The following is a 20,774-nucleotide window of genomic DNA, read 5'->3' on the forward strand; positions in this document are numbered from 1 at the left end:
TTCACTCTTTAATGGAGGATGTGTTGTCAAACGGCACCGTCAGCGACGTCTGGAATCGGTTGTGTTGCAATACCGGCATCTGCTCGCGAATGGTTTTCAGGCCGGTAATATCGACCCGCACTTTCAACGCCGATACCGTATCCGGGTTTTCAGCCAATACCTTGCCCCAGGCATCCACCGCCAGCGAATGGCCCCAGGTACGACGAGTCGGGCCATGACTGCCAACCTGCGCCGGCGCCAGGATCACACACTGGTTTTCAATCGCCCTGGCACGCAGCAGAATTTCCCAGTGCGCCTCGCCGGTCACACGGGTAAAAGCCGCCGGTACGGAAATCAGTTCGGCGCCCTGTGCCCGTAACGCCTGGAACAGCGCCGGGAAGCGCAGATCGTAGCAGATGGTCATGCCAAGCCGCCCGACCGGGGTATCCACCACCGTGAGTTGCTGGCCATGCTGATAGGTGTCCGACTCACGATAATGGCCGTGAGAGTCGTTAATGTCCACGTCGAACATGTGCAGTTTGTCATAGCGCGCGCGGATCTCGCCCTGGTCGTCGAACAGCAGGCTGCTGGTGGTGATCAGCGCAGGGTTTTCACGGCTGACCAATGGCATCGACCCCACCAGCAACCAGACGCCATAACGCCGTGCCATCTCACGCACCGCATTCTGCAGCGGGCCATCCCCCTGGCGCTCCGCATGTTCACGATAAGCCGCAGAATTGGCGAACAGCAGCGCGTTTTCCGGCGTCATCACCAGTTTTACCCCGGCATTGAGCTGCTTAATTTGCTGTTCAATCTGGGCCAGATTGTCACGCACCCGATCGCCACTGCACAACTGTAACAACGCAACGTTAGCACTTTTCATGACGCCTTATTCTCCTTTGGCTTACGCAGGACCTCGTTGACCTTCGGCTGGTCCAAATCGCCGCTGATATGGTAGCGAATCAGCGAGATCTTATTCCACAGCGGCCCCAGCACCTGCGAGGCAGCAAACACCGCCGCGCCAACGATAGGGTTAATTACGAACGCCGTGGCTACGCCGACAGTGGTTGAAATGGCCGGTGCGACCACCGCTTCCATATCAATCCGTCGGCGCGCCAAATCGACCTGACCGCTCATGACAATATCCGCCGCCAGCCCGTCAACCAACAGGTTATCGGTATGCATTATGCCATCTTTCAGCCACGCAGTGCTGAGGATGGAGTCAAAGTAGAAACCTTTGCCGAAGGTATCACTGAAATCGAACTGCAGTTTACGTAACAGGGAGTCGACGCTGACCAAACGCAACAGCTGGCCAGCACGCCCGCCGCCCATGCTGTCGATCTCACCCTTGCCCATATTGACCTTCATCGCACCGCTGAGGGTGCTCATCTGCGGTTTCCACGGTGTGCCATGCCAGTACAGATCAAAATCAATGTCATAAGGCGCGCCTTTCAGCGGCGTGGTGATACCGAAGAAAGCGGCGGTTTCATCAATTTTGCCACCCAGCAGTTTGCCTTTCAGCGAACTGCGTTCTTCCTGGGCGTTCTGCTTCCACAGGCCGCTGGCGGTCATGCGCCCTTTGCCGGTATCGACTAAACCATGCTCCAGGGTCAGGGTATCGCCCTGATTGGCCAGATCCGCCTCCACTTTGCCGAGGTTTTGCCCCATGACCCAGCACGACTTGCAGCGCAGCATCAACGACGGCCAATCACGGAAAGAAACCTTTTCTGCCGCCGCCAGCGGGTTGGTCACCGTCGCCGCCGTCCCCTTGCCCTCGCTAAACTGCGGATTGTAATAAAGATAATTGATATCGGCACGCCACGGCCCACGATCCGTCATCCGCAGACTGCCGTCGACTTCATCCCCCTTGGCGCTGACCAGGGGGCCGCCGAGCTGTTTTTCAGCCGATAGTGTCAGCTTGTGCCAGGCCTGGCCGCCCAACAGCAGCTGCGGTGTTTTCAGCGCTACGGTGGTCGGGAAATTGAAGCCGCCCACCTGTCCCGAGCCACCGCCTTGTTTTAACGCCGGAGCCATTAATCCCAGCCACTTTTCACCGTCCAGTGGCGGCAGGTTGAGCGTCAAAGATTTACCGGCCGGTAAGGGTGGCGTTCCACCGCCTTCGGTTTGCCATGCCGCACGTGCCAGCGTCACCTGCTGTTTGGCGAAGGTCCATTCGCTGTTGAAATGGTTCTGCTTGCCGGCGCTGCCGGTCAGCATGAAGCCATTCAGGCCGCCTTTCACTTTTACACTCAACGGCAGTGGCTCACCCTCGGGTTTATCCAGTGGAGAGGGTAAGTGACTGCTTACTTTTTTGAGGTCTGCATCAATGCCGATGTCATAGCTGGCGTTGCCCTTATGCGGCAAGGTAATGGCAACCTGGCCCTGCCAGGGCGCGCTGCCACTCAGGGCATCGGCGACTTCCTGCGGAATACCGGGGAATTTACCCGGCTGCCAGTCAGCCTTCAGACCCACATTGACCTTGTAGTCGCTTTTACCTTCCAGCGTATTGAAATTCACCGCAACCGGCTGCCCGAACCAGTTGGCCGATAACGTATCGCTGGTCAGGTTGCCGTTATCGAAGCGGAACTTGCCGCTGACCTTTTTCAGCTCACTTTCGATCGGCTTAACCAGCAATGAGTTGTTGTTCAGTGCCACCTCGCCCGTAGCGCGCACCAGCTCGCCGTTCAAGGGGATATCGAGATGTAAGCGCCCACTGATATTGCCACCAATCTGCAGCTCATTCAGTGCCGCACCCAGCGAATCATGCAGCGGTGTCTGCTCGAAATAGTCATGGATTTCCTCCCCCTGACCCGCCACATCAGCGTCAACCAACAGGCGCTCTTTCAGGTAGTCCGGAATGATTGCGGTAACATTTTTGCCATCGACTTTACCCAGTTTGGTCTGCGGAGCATTCATCCACAGCCCTTCATTGGCAAAATCGAGATCGATGGACAAATCGGTCAATGCCGGCCAGTCCGGTTGGAACTGGAAGGTCGAATGGCGCAGCGGGACAAATACTTCAAACTGGCCTTCGTGTTTACGGTAAGGGAAATGCTGCGGGTCACCGTTGTAAATCAGCGTGGCGTTATCCACCTGCCCGCCCTGAATGGCACCATTGAGGTAGTCCACCAGGTGCTTGCCCATCAAGGGTTCCGGGAAGTAACGCCAGGCATCTGCGGCATCATACAGGCGGATACCGGCAAGAATATTCAGCCACGGGTCACCCTTGGCTGGCTGCTGGTAGCGGAAATCACCGTTCACCCACAGCGATTTGGCCTTCACGTCCAGATTTTTACTCGCCAACTCCCAGCCCTGTGGGTTATTCAGCCAGGTTAACGCACCGCGCGCGCTGCTGACTTCCAACGGGGCTCGGAACATATCGCCGTACGGCAAGGTGCTGTCGTTGAGGTCAAGTTGCAGACGACCATTTTCGACACCACCACTCAGTGCGCCTGAGAAATGATTGATCCCCGGCAACAGTTTCCACGGCTGCCAACTGACGTCCTGCCAACAGGCCTGGAAGCGGGTCTTTTCCGGCTGTTTCAGCGGAATATCAAGCGCCAATGCATTGACCTTGCCCTGCGGTTGCAGATCGTTCCAGCGCTCCAGCACGTCCGGGCTAAGGAACGAGAAAGTCGGCAACAGCGCAGACAGGCGTTCAAGCTGAATGTTGGTCGCTCGCACGCGCAGTTCTTCCGTTTGTCCCGGCCCCATAAACTCGGTGTTCTCCGGTAGCCACAGCCCGGATAGCTTGCCTTGCGGCCAGGCCTGACCGTCAGTGGCCAGGTTGAGCTGCGGCACCTCGACTTGCCAGCCGGTCCCCTGGCGGCTGAGCGTCAGCGCCAGATTATCCACGTCCAGACGGTGCTGTTGTTTACCCACGTTCCAGTTGGCGGCACCCTGCTTTAACAATGCACTACCGCCGGCAATTTCACCGTTCTGTATTTGCAACCAGGCAGCCAGACTGAAGTCGGCACTTTCCAGGCCGGTATTGGCTCGTAACCAACGGGTGAACCAGGGCTTCATGTCGATATTATCGGCCTGCATATAGACCGTGCCCACATTCAATAACCCCTGGTTATCACGAAGATCCATCCGCAGTTGAACCACACCATGCTGGCCGTTCAGCGTCGACAGACTTATCTGCCCCTCGGCACGGTGACGATCGCGGCCGTTAAGCCAGGTTAGCTGTGGAACCTCGAATTCGGCGCGCGCACCGGCAGGCGTCAGGAAGGAAAGGCGGCTGTCACGTAGATTAAAGTGATCCACCTGATGCAACAGCAAATCGCTGATTTTACCCGGCTCGATGGTACTGCCCTGATGCTCTTCGCCACCCAAAGTGGTATTGAGATCGAACTGGAGTTGGTAGAAAGTGAGATCGCGGAACTGCCAGCGCCAGTGCAACAGCGACTGCCATACGTCCAGCGCCAGCGTAACGCGTTCTATATGCAGGTTGCTTTTGGGCAGCGTGGCACGCACGTTACGCATTTCCAACTGCGGGCCGAAGGTTTCCCAACTGCCCTGCATAAAGTCGATCTGCACCGGCACGCCGGAGAGGCTTTCGACCTTGGCCAACAGTTGCGGGCGGTAGTTGTTCAGTTCAGGCAGCGCCAAACGCAGCCCGCTGATCAGCAACGCCACGATGACAATCAGACTGGCGCCTGTAGCTAACAAAATCCCAGGCAGTCGCCCCACGCAGTTCTCCTTGCTTCCGCTGCCTGGCAACGGGATATCTATGCATGGGGGGCCCAGCATGCTGGGCCCCACCAATACCGGACTTTGGCCGCCAACAGGCGGACTACATCATGACAACGTCAAACTGTTCCTGGCTGTACAAGGGTTCGATCTGCACCTTGACCTGTTTGCCAACAAAAATTTCCACTTCGGCCAGCGCATGGGACTCTTCGCTTTTCAGCGCCTCGCCCACCGCCGCAGAAGCGTAAACCAGGAAACGATCTGAATCATAAGCATGGTGCACGCGCACAATTTCACGCAAAATTTCGTAGCACACGGTTTCCACAGTTTTCAGAGTGCCGCGTCCATGACAAGTAGGACAATCATGACACAGCACATGTTCAATGCTTTCACGCGTGCGTTTACGCGTCATTTCCACTAAGCCTAGCTGAGAGAAGCCGTTGATCGTGGTTTTTACCCGATCTTTACTCAGCGCCAGTTCCAGCGAATGCAGCACCCGACGACGATGTTCGTCATTATTCATATCAATAAAGTCGATAATGATAATGCCGCCCAGATTGCGCAGCCGCAGTTGGCGGGCAATGGCCTGGGTCGCTTCGATATTGGTATTGAAGATGGTTTCGTCGAGATTGCGATGGCCGACAAAGGCGCCGGTATTAATATCCACGGTGGTCATCGCTTCGGTCTGGTCGATGATCAGGTAGCCGCCGGACTTCAGCTCAACCTTACGCTCCAGCGCACGCTGGATCTCGTTTTCGACATCGTACAGGTCGAAGATCGGCTGGCTGCCAGTGTACAGCTCCAGCTTGGCGGTAATATCCGGGATGTACTCACCGGTAAACTCCACCAGCAGATCGTGGGTCAGACGGGAGTCTACGCGGATCCTATCCAGCGCCGCACCGGCGAAGTCGCGCAAAATACGCTGCGCCAGCGCCAGCTCACCGTACAACTTGTATTTGGTCTGGTTGCGTTTTTTACGCTCCATCACCTTTGTCCACAGGCGTTTGAGGAAGGCGGCGTCTTGCGACAGCTCTTCTTCACCAATGCCTTCTGCCGCGGTACGGATGATAAAACCACCCAGTTCATCGCAGTAACCGGCGACGGCTTTTTTCAGGCGATCGCGCTCTGCTTCACTTTCAATACGTTGCGAAACGCCAACGTGCGCCGCCCCCGGCATAAACACCAGGTAACGCGAAGGCAAAGTGATGTCAGTGGTCAGGCGCGCGCCTTTGGTGCCTAGCGGATCTTTCACCACCTGCACCATCAGATCCTGCCCCTGGCGTACCAGCTCGGCAATGTCGCGCACGTGGAAATTTTTCTGCTCATCGCCGGCGACACATTCGGTGTGCGGCATAATATCGGAGGCGTGCAGGAAGGCCGCTTTGTCCAGGCCGATATCGACGAATGCCGCCTGCATACCCGGCAACACGCGACTTACGCGTCCTTTATAAATATTGCCGACGATACCGCGCTTGGATTCGCGCTCGATATGGATCTCTTGCAGGATGCCGCCATCAATATAGGCAACCCGCGTTTCAGACGGTGTGATATTAACCAGTAGCTCAGCTGTCATGCCTTCTCCTCAGAGCCGGTCGATAATGGCAGCGCCCATCAACCGGTTCTTACATCACGTAATGCGACAAAATTACTGAGCAGCTCATGTGTTTCGACCAACGGTAAGCCCATCACCGCGTGATAACTCCCGGTTATCGTCCTGACGAAACAACCACCCTTTCCTTGAATTCCATAGGCGCCCGCTTTATCCATCGGTTCGCCCGTTGCAATATAGTCGCAGATATCCTGCTGTGACAGGTTGCGGAATGTCACGTCTGTCACCACTAGCTGGCACAGAACGTCGTGGCGATCGGCGATCGCTACCGCGGTCATCACCTGATGCTGTTTACCCGACAGCGCCGCCAGCATTTGCGCCGCATGCGTCTCGCTTTGGGGTTTTTCCAGCACCCGGCCATTGAGCACAACAATGGTATCCGCGCCCAGCACCGGCCAGTCCTGCTGCGCCAGCGCCACGCCTGCCCTGGCCTTATCCTGCGCCAAACGGCGCACATAGACTTCTGCCGCTTCCCCTTCCTGCCGCTGTTCTTCGGTATCCGTCAGGATAATTTCAAACGCTACGCCCAACAGGGTCAGTAATTCACGTCGACGGGGAGAGCCAGAGGCCAGATAAAGCGAATTCATTGATATACCCTTCATATTTCAAGCTGCAGCGGCGTTGGCTGCCCTCAATCAACCCAGTCACTTGGCAATCCAAGCTCCTGGGTATTCACTCGGTTGCCGCCTTGCTGCAACTGGAAATCTCTTGGGTATAAATACCCTTATTGTACGGCGAACTGACGGCGAATTTTGCGCATCAGCAGGAATAACCACGGCCACAGAATGCCGTTTACCACACTACTCCAGAACACCTCTGGGCGGAAAGAAACGTTGATCACCAAAAACTCGGCCCAGAACACCACAACATCCATCGCCAGTGACAATAGCACTACGATCAGCGCCTGTTGCCAGAGGGCCATGTTGCGGAACAGTTGGAATTTGAACGCGACCAGATAGGCAATGATCCCCAGCGCCAGGGCACGCACGCCCAGCGTAGAGCCGAGGATCAGATCCATAATCAGCCCCAGCACAAAGCCGGTGCCAACGTTAACCCGGTGTGGCAGTGCCATTACCCAGTAGATCAGGATTAAAGCCAGCCAGGAGGGCCTGAACATGTAGATCTGTTCCGGCCACGGCATAATTTGCAGCACCAGCGCCACCAGGAATGATAGCCAGATTATCCAGCGCCCATTACTGCGGTAGCGATTCATTGGGTGACTCCCGCGGCTGGTGCGGGGGTTTGCGGCACAGCAATGCCGGTCGCCGGTGCCGGCAGAGGCTGTTGTGGCCCCATGGCATCGGCCGGTGGCAGCACCTGAGGCATCATCTGCATCAGGCGCTCATTGGCAACACGGTGCACTTCATCCGGCGGCAACGGCATATCGCCATTGCGATCAGCGCCCCACAGCAACAACAGGTAACGCAAACGCTGCAGACCCGCAGTCGGACGCGCCTGGATCACGGTATAAGCACGCTGGTTATCTACTTTAACCGAGGACACCACCGCCACCGGATAGCCTTCCGGGAAGCGGCCGCCCAGGCCGGAAGTGACCAGCACGTCGCCCACGCGAATATCGGTATTGTTCGGCAAGTGTTCGAGCTGTAAATCATCGGCACAACCGCTGCCTGCAGCGATCACCCGGATATCATTGCGCAGTACCTGGATAGGCAGCGCGTGTGAGGCATCGCAGATCAGCAGCACACGGCTGGTGACTTTCGCCACCGCGACGACCTGGCCGACTACGCCTTTATCACTGATGACCGGCTGGCCTTCATAAACGCCGTTGTCTGAACCTTTGTCGATCACCACCTGATCGCTGTAAGGATCAGACCCAGTCGAGATCACCTGGGTGACCATTTTGTGTTCGTCCTGGCGCAGCGGCGAGCCTAACAACTCACGCAAACGGGCGTTTTCCTGCTTGAATTGGCCAAGAAGAAGAATATCGCTGTTTTTCAGCAGCAGTTCCTGCCGCAGAGCACGGTTTTCCAGCTCCAGCTGTTGGCGGGTAGCCAGCGTTTCTGAAACGCTGTCCAAAACTTTACGCGGCCCATTGGCCAGAAAATAGAAAGGGCTGACGGCCGTATCCATGTAGTTACGTATTTTCACGAACGTACCGAGACGGCTGTCGGCAACGATCAGGCAGATAGCCACAATCACTGCTAAAAAAAGTCGTAGTTGCAGGGAAGGCCCCCTGCTAAAAATCGGCTTCATAAATTATGCGTGTTCCTCGACAACAGAAAGAGGAACCGTATCCGATTTTCGCTTTGCGCATTCATCCGATACGATTCCTCCTTCCTGGGGCTGACTATTCTTCGCTGAACAAATCGCCGCCATGCATGTCGATCATTTCCAACGCCTTGCCGCCACCGCGAGCTACGCAGGTCAGCGGATCTTCTGCCACGACGACCGGAATACCGGTTTCTTCCATCAGCAGGCGATCCAGGTTGCGCAGCAATGCGCCACCGCCGGTCAACACCATGCCACGTTCGGAAATGTCGGAAGCCAGTTCAGGCGGACACTGTTCCAGCGCGACCATCACCGCACTGACGATGCCGGTCAACGGTTCCTGCAGCGCTTCAAGGATTTCATTGGAATTCAGGGTAAAGCCGCGCGGCACGCCCTCGGCCAGGTTACGACCGCGAACTTCGATTTCATGAACTTCATCGCCCGGATAAGCTGAGCCGATACCGTGCTTGATACGTTCGGCGGTCGCTTCACCAATCAGTGAGCCATAGTTACGACGCACATAATTAATGATGGCTTCGTCGAAACGGTCACCACCGATGCGCACGGAAGAAGAGTAGACCACGCCGTTCAGTGAAATCACAGCCACTTCGGTAGTACCACCACCGATATCCACCACCATTGAACCGGTAGCTTCAGAAACCGGCAGGCCTGCACCGATTGCCGCAGCCATTGGCTCTTCAATCAGAAACACTTCACGCGCGCCAGCCCCTTGGGCGGATTCGCGGATAGCACGACGTTCAACCTGAGTTGCGCCGACCGGCACACACACCAGCACGCGCGGGCTTGGCCGCATGAAGCTGTTGCTGTGAACCTGTTTGATAAAGTGCTGCAGCATTTTTTCAGTCACGAAAAAGTCGGCGATAACGCCGTCTTTCATCGGACGGATAGCCGCGATATTGCCGGGGGTACGCCCCAGCATCTGTTTAGCCTCATGACCCACGGCCGCAACGCTCTTGGGTGAACCGGCACGATCCTGGCGAATGGCAACCACCGAAGGTTCGTTCAGTACAATGCCTTGCCCTTTAACATAAATCAGGGTATTGGCGGTACCCAAGTCGATGGACAAGTCATTGGAAAACATGCCACGAAATTTCTTAAACATAACTAAAGGATAATCCTGCAAGCTGGGGGCGGAAAATAAAATCCGCCTACTTTACCAACCACACGAAGCAGCGACAAGGCGCAAAAATGTTCTACTTCGGTGAAAAATAGTCTGTATTGTTTCTGCTCGAATGCACGGAAATTGGATGAGGCCTGAATTCCCTGAACAAAGGCTCAGTTTACCACCCTGTCAGCGCACGAAACGGCGTAACACAGCTCATAAAATCTAACATATTCCCTGATTGCCGTTGGTGGTAAGTACCTACCAACGCTCAACAGAAAAGGACTGACAAGAGCCTATATCAAATAGGCGTCATTGTCGCAGGCAGTTTGGGGATAATCCCAAAAAGACAGATAAAATAGCCCAGATGAATTGGCGCTCATTCTACGTCAATTTTTGCCCGGCATTCAGGTTAAACGCGATAACGATGCGAATATTTTTTACACCCTACATCTATCGGTTCCGGCGCCGCGAAAAAGTCGCCCTGCCCGCCGAGGATCCCGCGATCTTTCAGGGTCTGCCATTCATTACGCGTCCGCACGCTGGCGGCAAAAACCTGGGTGCTGGTCCCTTCACAGGCACCAGTCAGGCTCTGAACGAACAGTTGATTCTCATCCCGCTTATCAATACTCCGCACCAAACCCGGATGGAGCTTGACCAGTTCCACCGGTAAGGACTTGATATAGGAGGTACTAACCACGGTTAACCCCGCCTGGGACACAGCCAGACGACACCCCAGTCCTGAAAGTAATCTCAGCACCGGACGCAAACGGTCGATATGTTGACACACGTCTGCCTCTGCAAGTTCAATCAGAATTCGTCGACGATGACTTTTTTCACACTGTAACAGGCTATCACGCAGCCAACGCTGGAAAGTGCGCTGCAATAATGAGTCAACGCACAGCGTAAATGCCAGCGTTTCTTCAGGCCACAGCGCCAGTAAAGGAAGAATACGACTCAGGTGCTGGCGGTCGTAGCTTTCCGCCAGACCCAACTGTTGTACCAGCGGCATATACTCGGATGGCAGCAGTTCCTGGGTGCCATCGTATATCCGGCTCATGATCTCCCGGTGATGAACTTCCCCCGCTACCGTCACCGCCGGTTTCTGGTACAGCCGTGGGCCGCCCCGTGCCAGCACCTGCTCCAACAGAGTGCGCCATTTAACGCTGCCGCGCCCTTTTTCCGGCACCTGACTGTCGTAAACATACCAGCCGTTTTCCCCCTGCAGCGTGGCATGGCGCGTGGCCTGCTCGGCATAATCAATCACCTGTTCGGTGCTTTGTCCGCTGCGGTAGGCCACAATACCGATATGCAAAAACGCCTCGCGATCGATAAGCGCCGTTGAAGGCAGCGCGTCAATGGCATGAACCAACTGTGAAGCAATGCCATCCGCCTCTTTCAGCGTGCGATGCGGCAACAGCACGGTAAAATCGCTATGGAAATAGCGCGCCAACAACGCCGCCGGGTAGCGCATCACAAAAGTCGACAACAGATTGACCAGCGAATACATCAGTTCCTGCACAGCACTGTTGCCGTGGGTTTCCCGCAGCGTGTCGAAATCCGGCAATCGCACCATCATGACAATGCCGTGCGAACCTTCCTCTTCCAGCTGTGTGGTCAGTTGGTTATCAAAGAACAATCGGTTGTTCAACCCGGTTTTGGCGTCCTGCGCGGCGAAAGCGCGGATCAGAGTATCGACCCGGCTGCGCTCCTCGCGCGCTTCCGCCAGATCCGCCAACAGGCGATCGAGCGCGCCACTGACGTTCGCTGGCCATTCGCGCACGTCGCCCTGCATCACGCTCTCTCGTTCGCCGTTAAGAATACGGCGCGCACGGCGCTCCAGTCTGTCCTCTCCGTCGGCCTGATCGCGCAGCCAACGCAGGCTGAACAGCAAGATAACCACCATCACGACGATCGACAAAGAGACAGCCGCAGTGGATTGCAACGAACGCACGTCGCTGGCGAAAGGTTCAATATAGGTAATGCGTAGCGAAGCGCCGGGATGCTGCATCAGCGGCAGAGAAACCTGCCGGTAGCCGTTGAGCGATTCCCAGGGCTGTTTTACCGTTGTCAGATGATAAGAAAGGAGGTTACTGCGGCTGGTATCCACGCTGACGGCCACGATACCGAGCGGACGCATCACCAGCGGTAACCATTGTTCCTGTTCCTGTGGAGACCCACGCAGCATCGCCTGATCGAGCGAGGTCATCAGCGAATCGAAGCGGCGATCGAGCCTCTCCTGAGTGACATAGAAGTAACTGTATGAGCAGCCCAACAGCATCAAAAACATCGCCAGAGCAACAAGCAGGGTGATCAATGCAGAGAGCTTGGAGGTGAATCGCATCCCTGTGCCTTGTCCGTTATGGTTACGTGAATTTTCACCTTTGGTCGTATAAAGGCCCCGAATTCGCTCAAATGAATCCAACACAATACCCTGATTTTTAATTAGTCGCTGGCGTATCCTTGAAGATCATCGCCGGCAGTTCATGCCGCTAAAACTACCAAGCATCATCAACGAAGAAAACCTTCAATCACCATTTTTTGCCTTTTATCAGGACATAAATTTCTTATATGCATATAGTCAATTAAATCGGGCCCAGCCATCCATGACAAAATTGCAAACAAGAGGAAGAGTGACATGCGTGCACTGTTATTGGAACAACAAGACGATCAAACTCTGGCTCGCGTCAAAAATATCAGCAGCGACCAACTGCCCGACGGCGATGTCACGGTAGACGTTAATTGGTCCAGCATTAACTATAAAGACGCATTGGCAATCACCGGAAAAGGCAAAATCGTGCGCAACTTCCCAATGATACCGGGAATCGATTTCGCCGGTACCGTGCGCCAAAGCCGCGACGACCGTTTTAAAGAAGGCCAAAGCGTGGTGCTTACCGGCTGGGGCGTGGGTGAAAACCACTGGGGTGGTCTGGCTGAGCAGGCGCGAGTCTCCGGGGAATGGCTAGTGCCGTTGCCGAACGGACTCGATGAGCGTAAAGCGATGATCCTCGGTACCGCTGGCTTTACCGCCATGCTGTGCGTGATGGCGCTGGAAGAAGGTGGCATACACCCGGATGACGGCGACATTCTGGTCACCGGTGCCAGCGGTGGCGTGGGCAGCACGGCGGTCGCTATTCTGGCAGCGCTGGGCTATCACGTTACGGCCATTAGCGGCCGTGAAAGCAACACCGATTACCTGAAAGCGCTTGGCGCCAAGGAAGTGCTGTCGCGTGACGGTTATCTCGAAGCTCCGCGCCCGCTGGAAAAGCAACTGTGGGCCGGTGCGGTAGATAGCGTCGGCGACACTATGCTGGCGCGGGTTTTGGCGCAAATGAACTATAACGGCACGGTCGCCGCCTGTGGATTGGCCGGTGGGTATCACCTGCCGACCACGGTTATGCCATTTATTTTGCGCAATGTTCGTCTGCAAGGTATCGACTCGGTACACACTCCGTTGCATCGCCGTCAAACCGCCTGGGAACGCCTGGCCGGTATCCTGCCGGAAAGTTTTTACCAACAGGCCCCCCAGGAAATCACGCTGGAACAGACACCGGCCACGGCTGCCGCACTGTTGGATAACAAAGTTACCGGCCGCACCCTGGTAAAAATCCGCTGAGTCTGACGGCCCCCCAACGGGGGCCTATCCCGTCTGCGAAATTTCATATTTTCCCGCTGCCTCTCGCATAAGGCCTGGTTTCACGCCATGCTTACACCATAAATTGCGGAGAAAATACCATGAGCAAACAACGTAAATTAACTGAGGCCGATGTCACGCCCGAAAGCGTATTTTATCAGCGGCGTAAAGTGTTACAGGCGTTGGGCATCACCGCCGCATCCCTGGCCCTGCCGCTTAATGCGCAGGCCGATTTGCTGTCATGGTTTAAAGGCCACGATCGGCCCAAGGCACCTCCCGGTAAACCGCTGGAGTTCAGCAAACCTGCCGCCTGGCAGGCCCAACTGGCTTTGACGCCGGAAGATAAAGTCACCGGCTACAACAACTTCTACGAATTCGGTCTGGACAAGGCCGATCCAGCAGCCAATGCCGGCGGGTTGAAAACCGAAGGTTGGCAGGTACGCATCGACGGCGAAGTCGCCAAACCGATCACGCTGGACATCGATGATTTAATCAAACGCTTCCCGCTGGAACAACGCATCTATCGCATGCGCTGCGTTGAAGCCTGGTCGATGGTTGTGCCGTGGATTGGCTTTGAATTGGGTAAACTGCTCAAGCTGGCAGAACCCAACAGCAACGCGCGTTACGTCGCCTTCCAGACGTTGTACGACCCGGAGCAGATGCCCGGCCAGAAAGACCGCTTTATCGGCGGCGGGTTGAAGTATCCGTATGTCGAAGGGCTGCGTCTCGACGAGGCAATGAACCCGCTGGCGCTGCTGACCGTCGGCGTGTACGGCAAAACATTGCCACCGCAGAATGGTGCGCCGCTGCGCTTGATCACTCCATGGAAATACGGTTTTAAGGGGATAAAGTCGATCGTCCATATCCGCCTGGTGCGCGAGCAGCCCCCCACCACCTGGAATGAGTCGGCACCTAATGAATACGGCTTTTATGCCAACGTGAATCCGCACGTCGATCACCCCCGCTGGTCGCAGGCTACCGAGCGTTTCATCGGCTCAGGCGGTATTCTGGGCGTTAAACGCCAACCCACCCTGCTGTTTAATGGTTATGCCGAGCAAGTCGCATCGCTGTACCGCGGCCTGGATCTACGGGAGAATTTCTAAGTGCGTTTGACTCCAACTCATATCAAAGGGATCAAAATCGCCATTTATCTGGCGGCATTTTTGCCCTTTCTCTGGCTGGTGCTGTCGGTGGATCAGGGTTGGTTCAGCGCCGATCCGGCCAAGGATATCCAGCACTTTACCGGCAGGATGACGCTGAAACTGTTGCTGGCAACCTTAATGATCGCCCCACTGGCACGCTATACCCGCCAGCCGCTGCTGCTCCGTTGCCGCCGTCTGGTGGGACTGTGGTGTTTTGCCTGGGGCACGCTGCATCTGATAAGCTATTCTACGCTTGAATTGGGGCTGAGCAATATTGGCCTGCTGGGGCGTGAGCTGGTTACCCGCCCTTACCTGACGCTCGGCATTATCAGCTGGCTGATCCTGCTGGCGTTGGCGGCAACCTCGACGTTGTGGGCCATGCGCAAACTGGGGGGCAAATGGCAGACGCTACATAATCTGGTGTATCTGGTGGCCATCCTGGCGCCGATTCATTACCTGTGGTCGGTCAAAACCTTTTCACCACAGCCCTTCATTTATGCCCTGCTGGCCGTCGTGCTACTGGCGCTGCGCTACAAGAAATTCCGCAATTGGTGGCGTTAAAAGGCGGAACTTTTCTGTGTTCTACCCCTCATAATGCGATAACACTCTCACCAGTTTGCAGGTTTTGGGTTGAATATCTTCGCTGATAAGACCAGTATTTAGCTGCGAATTGCTACGATATCGTTATAATGCCCGACCTTGTTTCTGTTCTCAGGGTGAATTTTCTCCTTAACAGGTGACAAATCGGTGACATCGGGTTATTTTCTACGATGATGGTTTTATTGCCGGAGATACCAGCACAATGGCGGATAAGTTTCACATTTTGCTTCTGAACGGCCCCAATCTGAATCTGCTGGGGACGCGTGAACCGGAGAAGTACGGCAGCACGACGCTAACAGAGATTGTTAACGGATTGGAAAACCAGGCATCCGCACTGGATATTACCCTGAGCCATCTGCAGTCTAACGCTGAACATGCGCTTATCGACTGCATACATCAGGCACGCGGCAACACAGATTTTATACTTATCAACCCTGCCGCGTTCACGCATACCAGCGTGGCGCTGCGCGATGCATTGCTGGCGGTGCAGATCCCGTTTATCGAGATCCACCTCTCCAACGTGCATGCCCGAGAGCCTTTCCGTCATCACTCCTACCTTTCCGATATTGCGGTGGGTGTGATTTGCGGCCTCGGCGCAGATGGCTACACATTTGCTTTACAGGCAGCGGTTAACCGTCTGTCGAAAACCCACTAATTGCTACGCAAAAAGAGTACGGAATCACACTCATGGATATTCGTAAAATCAAGAAACTGATCGAACTGGTTGAAGAATCAGGTATTTCTGAACTGGAAATCTCTGAAGGCGAAGAGTCAGTTCGCATCAGCCGTGCCGCCCCGGCACAGGCTTACCCAATGATGCCGCAGGCATACGCAATGCCGGCACAGCCGCAGCCAGCACTGGCTACTGCCGTTGCTGCAGCGCCAGCCGAAACTCCTGCAGCACCAGCGGCCATGAGTGGCCACATCGTTCGTTCTCCAATGGTCGGCACCTTCTACCGCACGCCAAGCCCGGATGCGAAAGCCTTCATCGAAGTTGGCCAGAAAGTGAATGCCGGCGACACGCTGTGCATCGTTGAAGCCATGAAAATGATGAACCAGATCGAAGCGGATAAATCCGGCGTGGTGAAAGCCATCCTGGTAGAGAACGGCCAACCGGTAGAATTTGACGAGCCACTGGTCGTCATCGAATAACGAGGCGAACATGCTTGATAAAATTGTTATCGCCAACCGTGGCGAGATCGCGCTTCGTATCCTTCGTGCCTGTAAAGAGCTCGGTATCAAAACCGTTGCCGTGCATTCCACAGCCGATCGCGATCTGAAACACGTACTGCTGGCTGACGAGACCGTGTGTATCGGTCCTGCGCCATCGGTAAAAAGCTATCTGAATATCCCGGCTATCATCTCTGCGGCAGAAATCACTGGCGCAGTGGCGATCCACCCGGGTTACGGCTTCTTGTCTGAGAACGCCGACTTCGCCGAGCAGATCGAACGCTCCGGCTTTATCTTCATCGGCCCGAAAGCCGAAACCATCCGCCTGATGGGCGACAAGGTTTCTGCCATCAACGCCATGAAGAAAGCCGGCGTGCCTTGCGTACCAGGCTCTGATGGCCCGCTGACCGACGACATGGATAAAAACCGTGCCTTCGCCAAGCGCATCGGCTACCCGGTGATCATCAAGGCATCTGGCGGCGGCGGCGGCCGCGGCATGCGCGTTGTGCGCAGCGACAAAGACCTCGAACAATCCATTTCCATGACCAAAGCTGAAGCCAAAGCGGCTTTCAACAATGACATGGTTTACATGGAAAAATACCTGGAAAACCCACGCCACATCGAAATTCAGATTTTGGCAGACGGCCAGGGCAACGCCATCTATCTGGCCGAGCGCGACTGCTCCATGCAGCGTCGTCATCAGAAAGTGGTTGAAGAGGCACCAGCACCAGGCATCACCAGCGAAATGCGCCGTTACATCGGCGAGCGCTGCTCGAAAGCCTGTATTGAGATCGGTTACCGCGGTGCGGGTACTTTCGAGTTCCTGTACGAAAACGGTGAGTTCTATTTCATCGAAATGAACACCCGTATTCAGGTTGAACACCCTGTTACCGAAATGATCACCGGCGTGGATCTGATCAAAGAGCAGCTGCGTATCGCTGCCGGTCAGCCGCTGTCGATCAAACAGGATGAAGTGAAGGTTCACGGCCATGCGGTGGAATGCCGTATCAACGCCGAAGACCCGAACACCTTCCTGCCAAGCCCAGGCAAGATCACCCGTTTCCATGCGCCAGGCGGTTTCGGCGTGCGTTGGGAATCTCATATTTACGCCGGTTATACCGTACCGCCGTACTATGATTCCATGATCGGCAAACTGATCACTTACGGTGAAAACCGTGACGTGGCGATTGCCCGCATGAAGAACGCCCTGGCTGAGTTGATCATCGATGGCATCAAAACCAACGTTGAACTGCAGCAGCGGATCATGAGCGACGAAAACTTCCAGCATGGTGGTACCAACATCCACTATCTGGAGAAGAAGCTCGGTCTGCAGGAAACCTAAGGCAGGCAATCCACCTCGCCTGACAGAAGGCCGGCTAATCACCGGCCTTTTTCTTTATTATTGCCGACAAGGTATACGACTTGGCAAACCGATGCCTTGCCGTAAAATTCTCGGCCATTGGTATAGGGTATAGCCAAAATAATTCGAGTTGCATCAAGGCGGCAACGCAGTGAATCCCCAGGAGCTTACTCAGGTAAGTGACTGGGGTGAACGAGGAAAGCCAACGCTGAGGCAGCTTGAAGCATGACGGATATATTGGGGACACTGATGGAAACTCGTTTTATTCAAGCCCACCGCGAAGCACGGTGGGCACTCGGCCTGACGCTGCTCTACTTGCTGGCCTGGTCGTTGGCGGCCTATCTACCAGACAGCGCATCCGGTATTACCGGCCTGCCGCACTGGTTCGAAATGGCCTGTTTATTGGTGCCACTGCTGTTTATCGGCCTGTGCTGGCTGATGGTACGCGGCATATTCCGTGATATTTCACTGGAGGACGGCGATGCAAACTGAAGTCATTTTGCCGCTGGTCGCCTATCTGGTACTGGTATTCGGGCTGTCGGTCTACGCTTACAGCCGCCGTCAGACCGGCAACTTTCTTAGCGAGTACTTCCTGGGCAGCCGATCGATGGGTGGCTTCGTGCTGGCCATGACGCTGACCGCGACCTATATCAGTGCCAGTTCGTTTATCGGTGGCCCCGGTGCGGCCTATAAATATGGCCTTGGCTGGGTACTGCTGGCGATGATCCAACTGCCGGCGGTATGGTTGTCGCTCGGGGTGCTGGGCAAGAAATTCGCCATTCTGGCGCGCCGCTACAACGCCATCACCTTAAACGACATGCTGTACGGCCGCTATCAAAGCCGTCTGCTGGTCTGGTTGGCCAGTCTCAGTTTGTTGGTGGCGTTCCTGGGGGCCATGACGGTGCAGTTTATCGGCGGCGCGCGCCTGCTGGAAACCGCTGCCGGCATCCCTTACGACACCGGCCTGCTGATCTTTGGCATCAGCATCGCGCTGTATACCGCCTTTGGCGGCTTTCGTGCCAGCGTGCTGAACGATGCCATGCAGGGCCTGGTGATGTTGATCGGCACCGTGCTGTTGCTGGTGGCGGTGATCCACGCCGCCGGTGGTCTGCACAGCGCAGTGGACAAACTCCAGCAGATTGACCCGGCGCTGGTGTCGCCGCAGGGGGGTGAGCAGATCCTCAGCCTGCCGTTTATGGCCTCATTCTGGATCCTGGTGTGCTTTGGCGTGATTGGCCTGCCGCATACTGCGGTTCGCTGCATCTCTTACAAAGACAGTAAGGCAGTACACCGCGGCATCATCCTCGGCACCATGGTAGTAGCGGTGTTGATGTTCGGTATGCACCTGGCCGGTGCTCTGGGCCGCGCGGTGTTGCCGGATCTGAAGATCCCCGATCAGGTGATCCCAACGCTGATGATCACCGTGCTGCCACCGTATGCCGCCGGCATCTTCCTGGCCGCACCGATGGCGGCCATCATGTCGACCATTAATGCCCAACTGCTGCAATCTTCCGCCACTATTATTAAAGATCTCTACCTTGGCGTACGCCCGCAGCAAATGCAGAACGAACGCCTGATTAAACGCTTCTCCAGCCTGACCACGTTAATCCTCGGGCTTTTGGTGCTGCTGGCGGCATGGCGACCACCGGAAATGATCATCTGGCTGAACCTGCTGGCGTTCGGCGGTCTGGAGGCGGTATTCCTGTGGCCACTGGTGCTGGGCCTGTACTGGGAACGCGCCAACGCACAGGGAGCACTTAGCTCAATGGTGACGGGTGCGGTATGCTATACGCTATTGGCCAGCTTCAAGCTGCAACTGGCAGGGTTGCACCCTATTGTGCCTTCGTTGCTGCTTAGCCTGCTGGCGTTTTATATCGGTAACCTCGTCGGCGAAAAACGCCGGACGGCGTCATCATTACCCTCTTAAAAGAGAATTGTTATGCCTTGGATCCAACTCAAACTAAACACCACCGGCAGCCAGGCAGAAGACCTGAGCGACGCGCTGGTTGAAAGCGGCGCAGTATCGGTGACCTTTCAGGACACCCACGACAATCCGGTGTTCGAACCGCTGCCGGGCGAAACCCTGCTGTGGGGCGATACCGATGTGATCGGGCTGTATGATGCTGAAACCGATATGGTAGAAGTGGTGGCAATGCTGGAACAGCATCCGCTGCTGGGCGTTGGTTTCCGCCACAAAATCGAACAGTTGGAAGACAAAGACTGGGAGCGCGAGTGGATGGACAACTTCCACCCAATGCGTTTCGGCGAACGTCTGTGGATCTGCCCAAGCTGGCGTGACGTGCCCGAGCCGGATGCGGTTAACGTGATGCTCGACCCAGGTCTGGCGTTTGGTACCGGCACCCACCCAACGACGGCGCTGTGTCTGCAGTGGCTCGATGGCCTGGATCTGGCCGGTAAGACCATTATCGACTTCGGTTGCGGTTCCGGCATCCTGGCGATTGCCGCCCTGAAGCTCGGTGCAGCGCGCGCTATCGGCATTGATATCGATCCCCAGGCCATTCAGGCCAGTCGCGACAACGCGCAGCGTAACGGCGTTTCAGAGCGTCTGGAGCTTTATCTGCCAAAAGACCAACCTGCCGATCTGCTGGCCGACGTGGTCGTCGCCAATATTCTGGCCGGTCCATTGCGTGAGCTGGCCCCGCTGATCGGCTGCCTGCCAAAATCCGGCGGTTATCTGGGCCTGTCCGGAGTGCTGGCCACCCAAGCAGCGAGCGTGGCGCAAGCCTATGAAGATAAATTCACGCTCGACCCGGTAGCCGAACGCGAGGAATGGTGCCGAATTACCGGTCAACGTAAATAATTCCCTATTTGTCTTGCTAAAAACCACCGATAACTTAACAAGTTGCGGTGGTTTTTTTTCGCGCCGTGATTCTACTGATTTATCCTGATAAAAAGCGAGTGTATTCTGCTGCAAGCGCAGGCCTGGCGGCAGATGCCGACCGCCGTCGATCAAACCGCCTTGCTGACTACGCCCCCTTGCTCCGAAAGGTTAAGCTGGATGGTGCTGGATAAGTTTGTCACCGCTTCTGCCGAGCAGATCGCCCAATTCCACCGTAGTTCATCATGCAAACAATCGTCCGCTACAGGCGCTGAACGGCCGCGTTATCATCGACTAATAAATCCATTTCCAGCCGAAATATTTCCCCTGTGATTTCAGCGTAATTGTGCCCCTTCTCAACGCAATACCCTGACAAATGGCCTATATTGCTGCC

The 20,774-nt window shown here is 55.7% G+C and carries 17 protein-coding genes and 1 pseudogene; 10 read left to right on the forward strand and 8 right to left on the reverse strand.

Annotated elements, in window-relative coordinates:
- Nucleotide 1: 1 nt before the first annotated feature.
- The 8 genes from nit1 to csrD all read right to left on the reverse strand — a co-directional run bounded on the left by nit1 (nucleotide 2) and on the right by csrD (nucleotide 11,979).
- Nucleotides 2–862: a deaminated glutathione amidase gene (nit1, locus tag ACUTQ5_RS16310; protein WP_445652106.1), complete on the reverse strand. Its 861-nt coding sequence runs from the start codon at nucleotides 860–862 to the stop codon at nucleotides 2–4.
- Nucleotides 859–4,674 (reverse strand): AsmA2 domain-containing protein YhdP, encoded by a 3,816-nt coding sequence (yhdP, locus tag ACUTQ5_RS16315; RefSeq protein ID WP_445652107.1) that lies wholly within the window; start codon nucleotides 4,672–4,674, stop codon nucleotides 859–861. The genes nit1 and yhdP overlap by 4 nt, the downstream gene beginning before the upstream one ends.
- Before the next feature lie 103 nt (nucleotides 4,675–4,777).
- Nucleotides 4,778–6,247 carry a ribonuclease G gene (gene rng / locus ACUTQ5_RS16320; protein ID WP_012147102.1) on the reverse strand — a complete coding sequence of 490 codons (1,470 nt, stop codon included), beginning with the start codon at nucleotides 6,245–6,247 and terminating at the stop codon, nucleotides 4,778–4,780.
- Between the two features lie 38 nt (nucleotides 6,248–6,285).
- Nucleotides 6,286–6,870, reverse strand: a complete 585-nt coding sequence (locus ACUTQ5_RS16325) for a Maf family protein (RefSeq protein ID WP_445652108.1) — start codon at nucleotides 6,868–6,870, stop codon at nucleotides 6,286–6,288.
- Between the two features lie 137 nt (nucleotides 6,871–7,007).
- Nucleotides 7,008–7,496: a rod shape-determining protein MreD gene (mreD, locus tag ACUTQ5_RS16330; protein ID WP_012147104.1), complete on the reverse strand. Its 489-nt coding sequence runs from the start codon at nucleotides 7,494–7,496 to the stop codon at nucleotides 7,008–7,010.
- Nucleotides 7,493–8,497, reverse strand: a complete 1,005-nt coding sequence (gene mreC / locus ACUTQ5_RS16335; RefSeq protein ID WP_445652109.1) for a rod shape-determining protein MreC — start codon at nucleotides 8,495–8,497, stop codon at nucleotides 7,493–7,495. The genes mreD and mreC overlap by 4 nt, the downstream gene beginning before the upstream one ends.
- Nucleotides 8,498–8,591: 94 nt before the next feature.
- On the reverse strand, nucleotides 8,592–9,635 hold the full coding sequence (gene mreB / locus ACUTQ5_RS16340) for a rod shape-determining protein MreB (RefSeq protein ID WP_012147106.1): 1,044 nt from the start codon (nucleotides 9,633–9,635) through the stop codon (nucleotides 8,592–8,594).
- 412 nt (nucleotides 9,636–10,047) lie between these two features.
- Nucleotides 10,048–11,979: an RNase E specificity factor CsrD gene (gene csrD / locus ACUTQ5_RS16345; RefSeq protein ID WP_445652110.1), complete on the reverse strand. Its 1,932-nt coding sequence runs from the start codon at nucleotides 11,977–11,979 to the stop codon at nucleotides 10,048–10,050.
- 294 nt (nucleotides 11,980–12,273) lie between these two features.
- Between csrD and acuI the strand changes: the two genes are divergently transcribed.
- The 10 genes and pseudogenes from acuI to ACUTQ5_RS16395 form a co-directional block, all read left to right on the forward strand.
- Complete coding sequence (gene acuI, locus ACUTQ5_RS16350) at nucleotides 12,274–13,251, forward strand: acrylyl-CoA reductase (NADPH) (protein WP_445652111.1); 978 nt, start codon at nucleotides 12,274–12,276, stop codon at nucleotides 13,249–13,251.
- Nucleotides 13,252–13,370: 119 nt separating this feature from the next.
- Nucleotides 13,371–14,372: a protein-methionine-sulfoxide reductase catalytic subunit MsrP gene (gene msrP, locus ACUTQ5_RS16355; RefSeq protein WP_445652112.1), complete on the forward strand. Its 1,002-nt coding sequence runs from the start codon at nucleotides 13,371–13,373 to the stop codon at nucleotides 14,370–14,372.
- Nucleotides 14,373–14,972: a protein-methionine-sulfoxide reductase heme-binding subunit MsrQ gene (gene msrQ, locus ACUTQ5_RS16360; RefSeq protein WP_445652113.1), complete on the forward strand. Its 600-nt coding sequence runs from the start codon at nucleotides 14,373–14,375 to the stop codon at nucleotides 14,970–14,972.
- 241 nt (nucleotides 14,973–15,213) lie between these two features.
- Complete coding sequence (gene aroQ / locus ACUTQ5_RS16365; protein ID WP_012147111.1) at nucleotides 15,214–15,666, forward strand: type II 3-dehydroquinate dehydratase; 453 nt, start codon at nucleotides 15,214–15,216, stop codon at nucleotides 15,664–15,666.
- A 32-nt stretch (nucleotides 15,667–15,698) separates the two neighbouring features.
- Nucleotides 15,699–16,163 carry an acetyl-CoA carboxylase biotin carboxyl carrier protein gene (gene accB / locus ACUTQ5_RS16370; protein WP_261431556.1) on the forward strand — a complete coding sequence of 155 codons (465 nt, stop codon included), beginning with the start codon at nucleotides 15,699–15,701 and terminating at the stop codon, nucleotides 16,161–16,163.
- Between the two features lie 10 nt (nucleotides 16,164–16,173).
- Nucleotides 16,174–17,523, forward strand: coding sequence for an acetyl-CoA carboxylase biotin carboxylase subunit (gene accC / locus ACUTQ5_RS16375; RefSeq protein WP_261112235.1), 1,350 nt, complete (start codon nucleotides 16,174–16,176; stop codon nucleotides 17,521–17,523).
- A gap of 267 nt (nucleotides 17,524–17,790) precedes the next feature.
- Nucleotides 17,791–18,033 (forward strand): YhdT family protein, encoded by a 243-nt coding sequence (locus ACUTQ5_RS16380; protein WP_445652114.1) that lies wholly within the window; start codon nucleotides 17,791–17,793, stop codon nucleotides 18,031–18,033.
- Nucleotides 18,023–19,468 (forward strand): sodium/pantothenate symporter, encoded by a 1,446-nt coding sequence (gene panF, locus ACUTQ5_RS16385; RefSeq protein ID WP_445652115.1) that lies wholly within the window; start codon nucleotides 18,023–18,025, stop codon nucleotides 19,466–19,468. The genes ACUTQ5_RS16380 and panF overlap by 11 nt, the downstream gene beginning before the upstream one ends.
- 12 nt (nucleotides 19,469–19,480) lie before the next feature.
- Nucleotides 19,481–20,362 (forward strand): 50S ribosomal protein L11 methyltransferase, encoded by an 882-nt coding sequence (gene prmA, locus ACUTQ5_RS16390; RefSeq protein ID WP_445652116.1) that lies wholly within the window; start codon nucleotides 19,481–19,483, stop codon nucleotides 20,360–20,362.
- Nucleotides 20,363–20,476: 114 nt separating this feature from the next.
- A pseudogene (locus ACUTQ5_RS16395) lies at nucleotides 20,477–20,678 on the forward strand (carbonic anhydrase family protein); the annotation flags it as partial.
- Nucleotides 20,679–20,774 lie beyond the last annotated feature (96 nt).

The organism is Serratia sp. NA_112.1 (genome assembly GCF_052691715.1).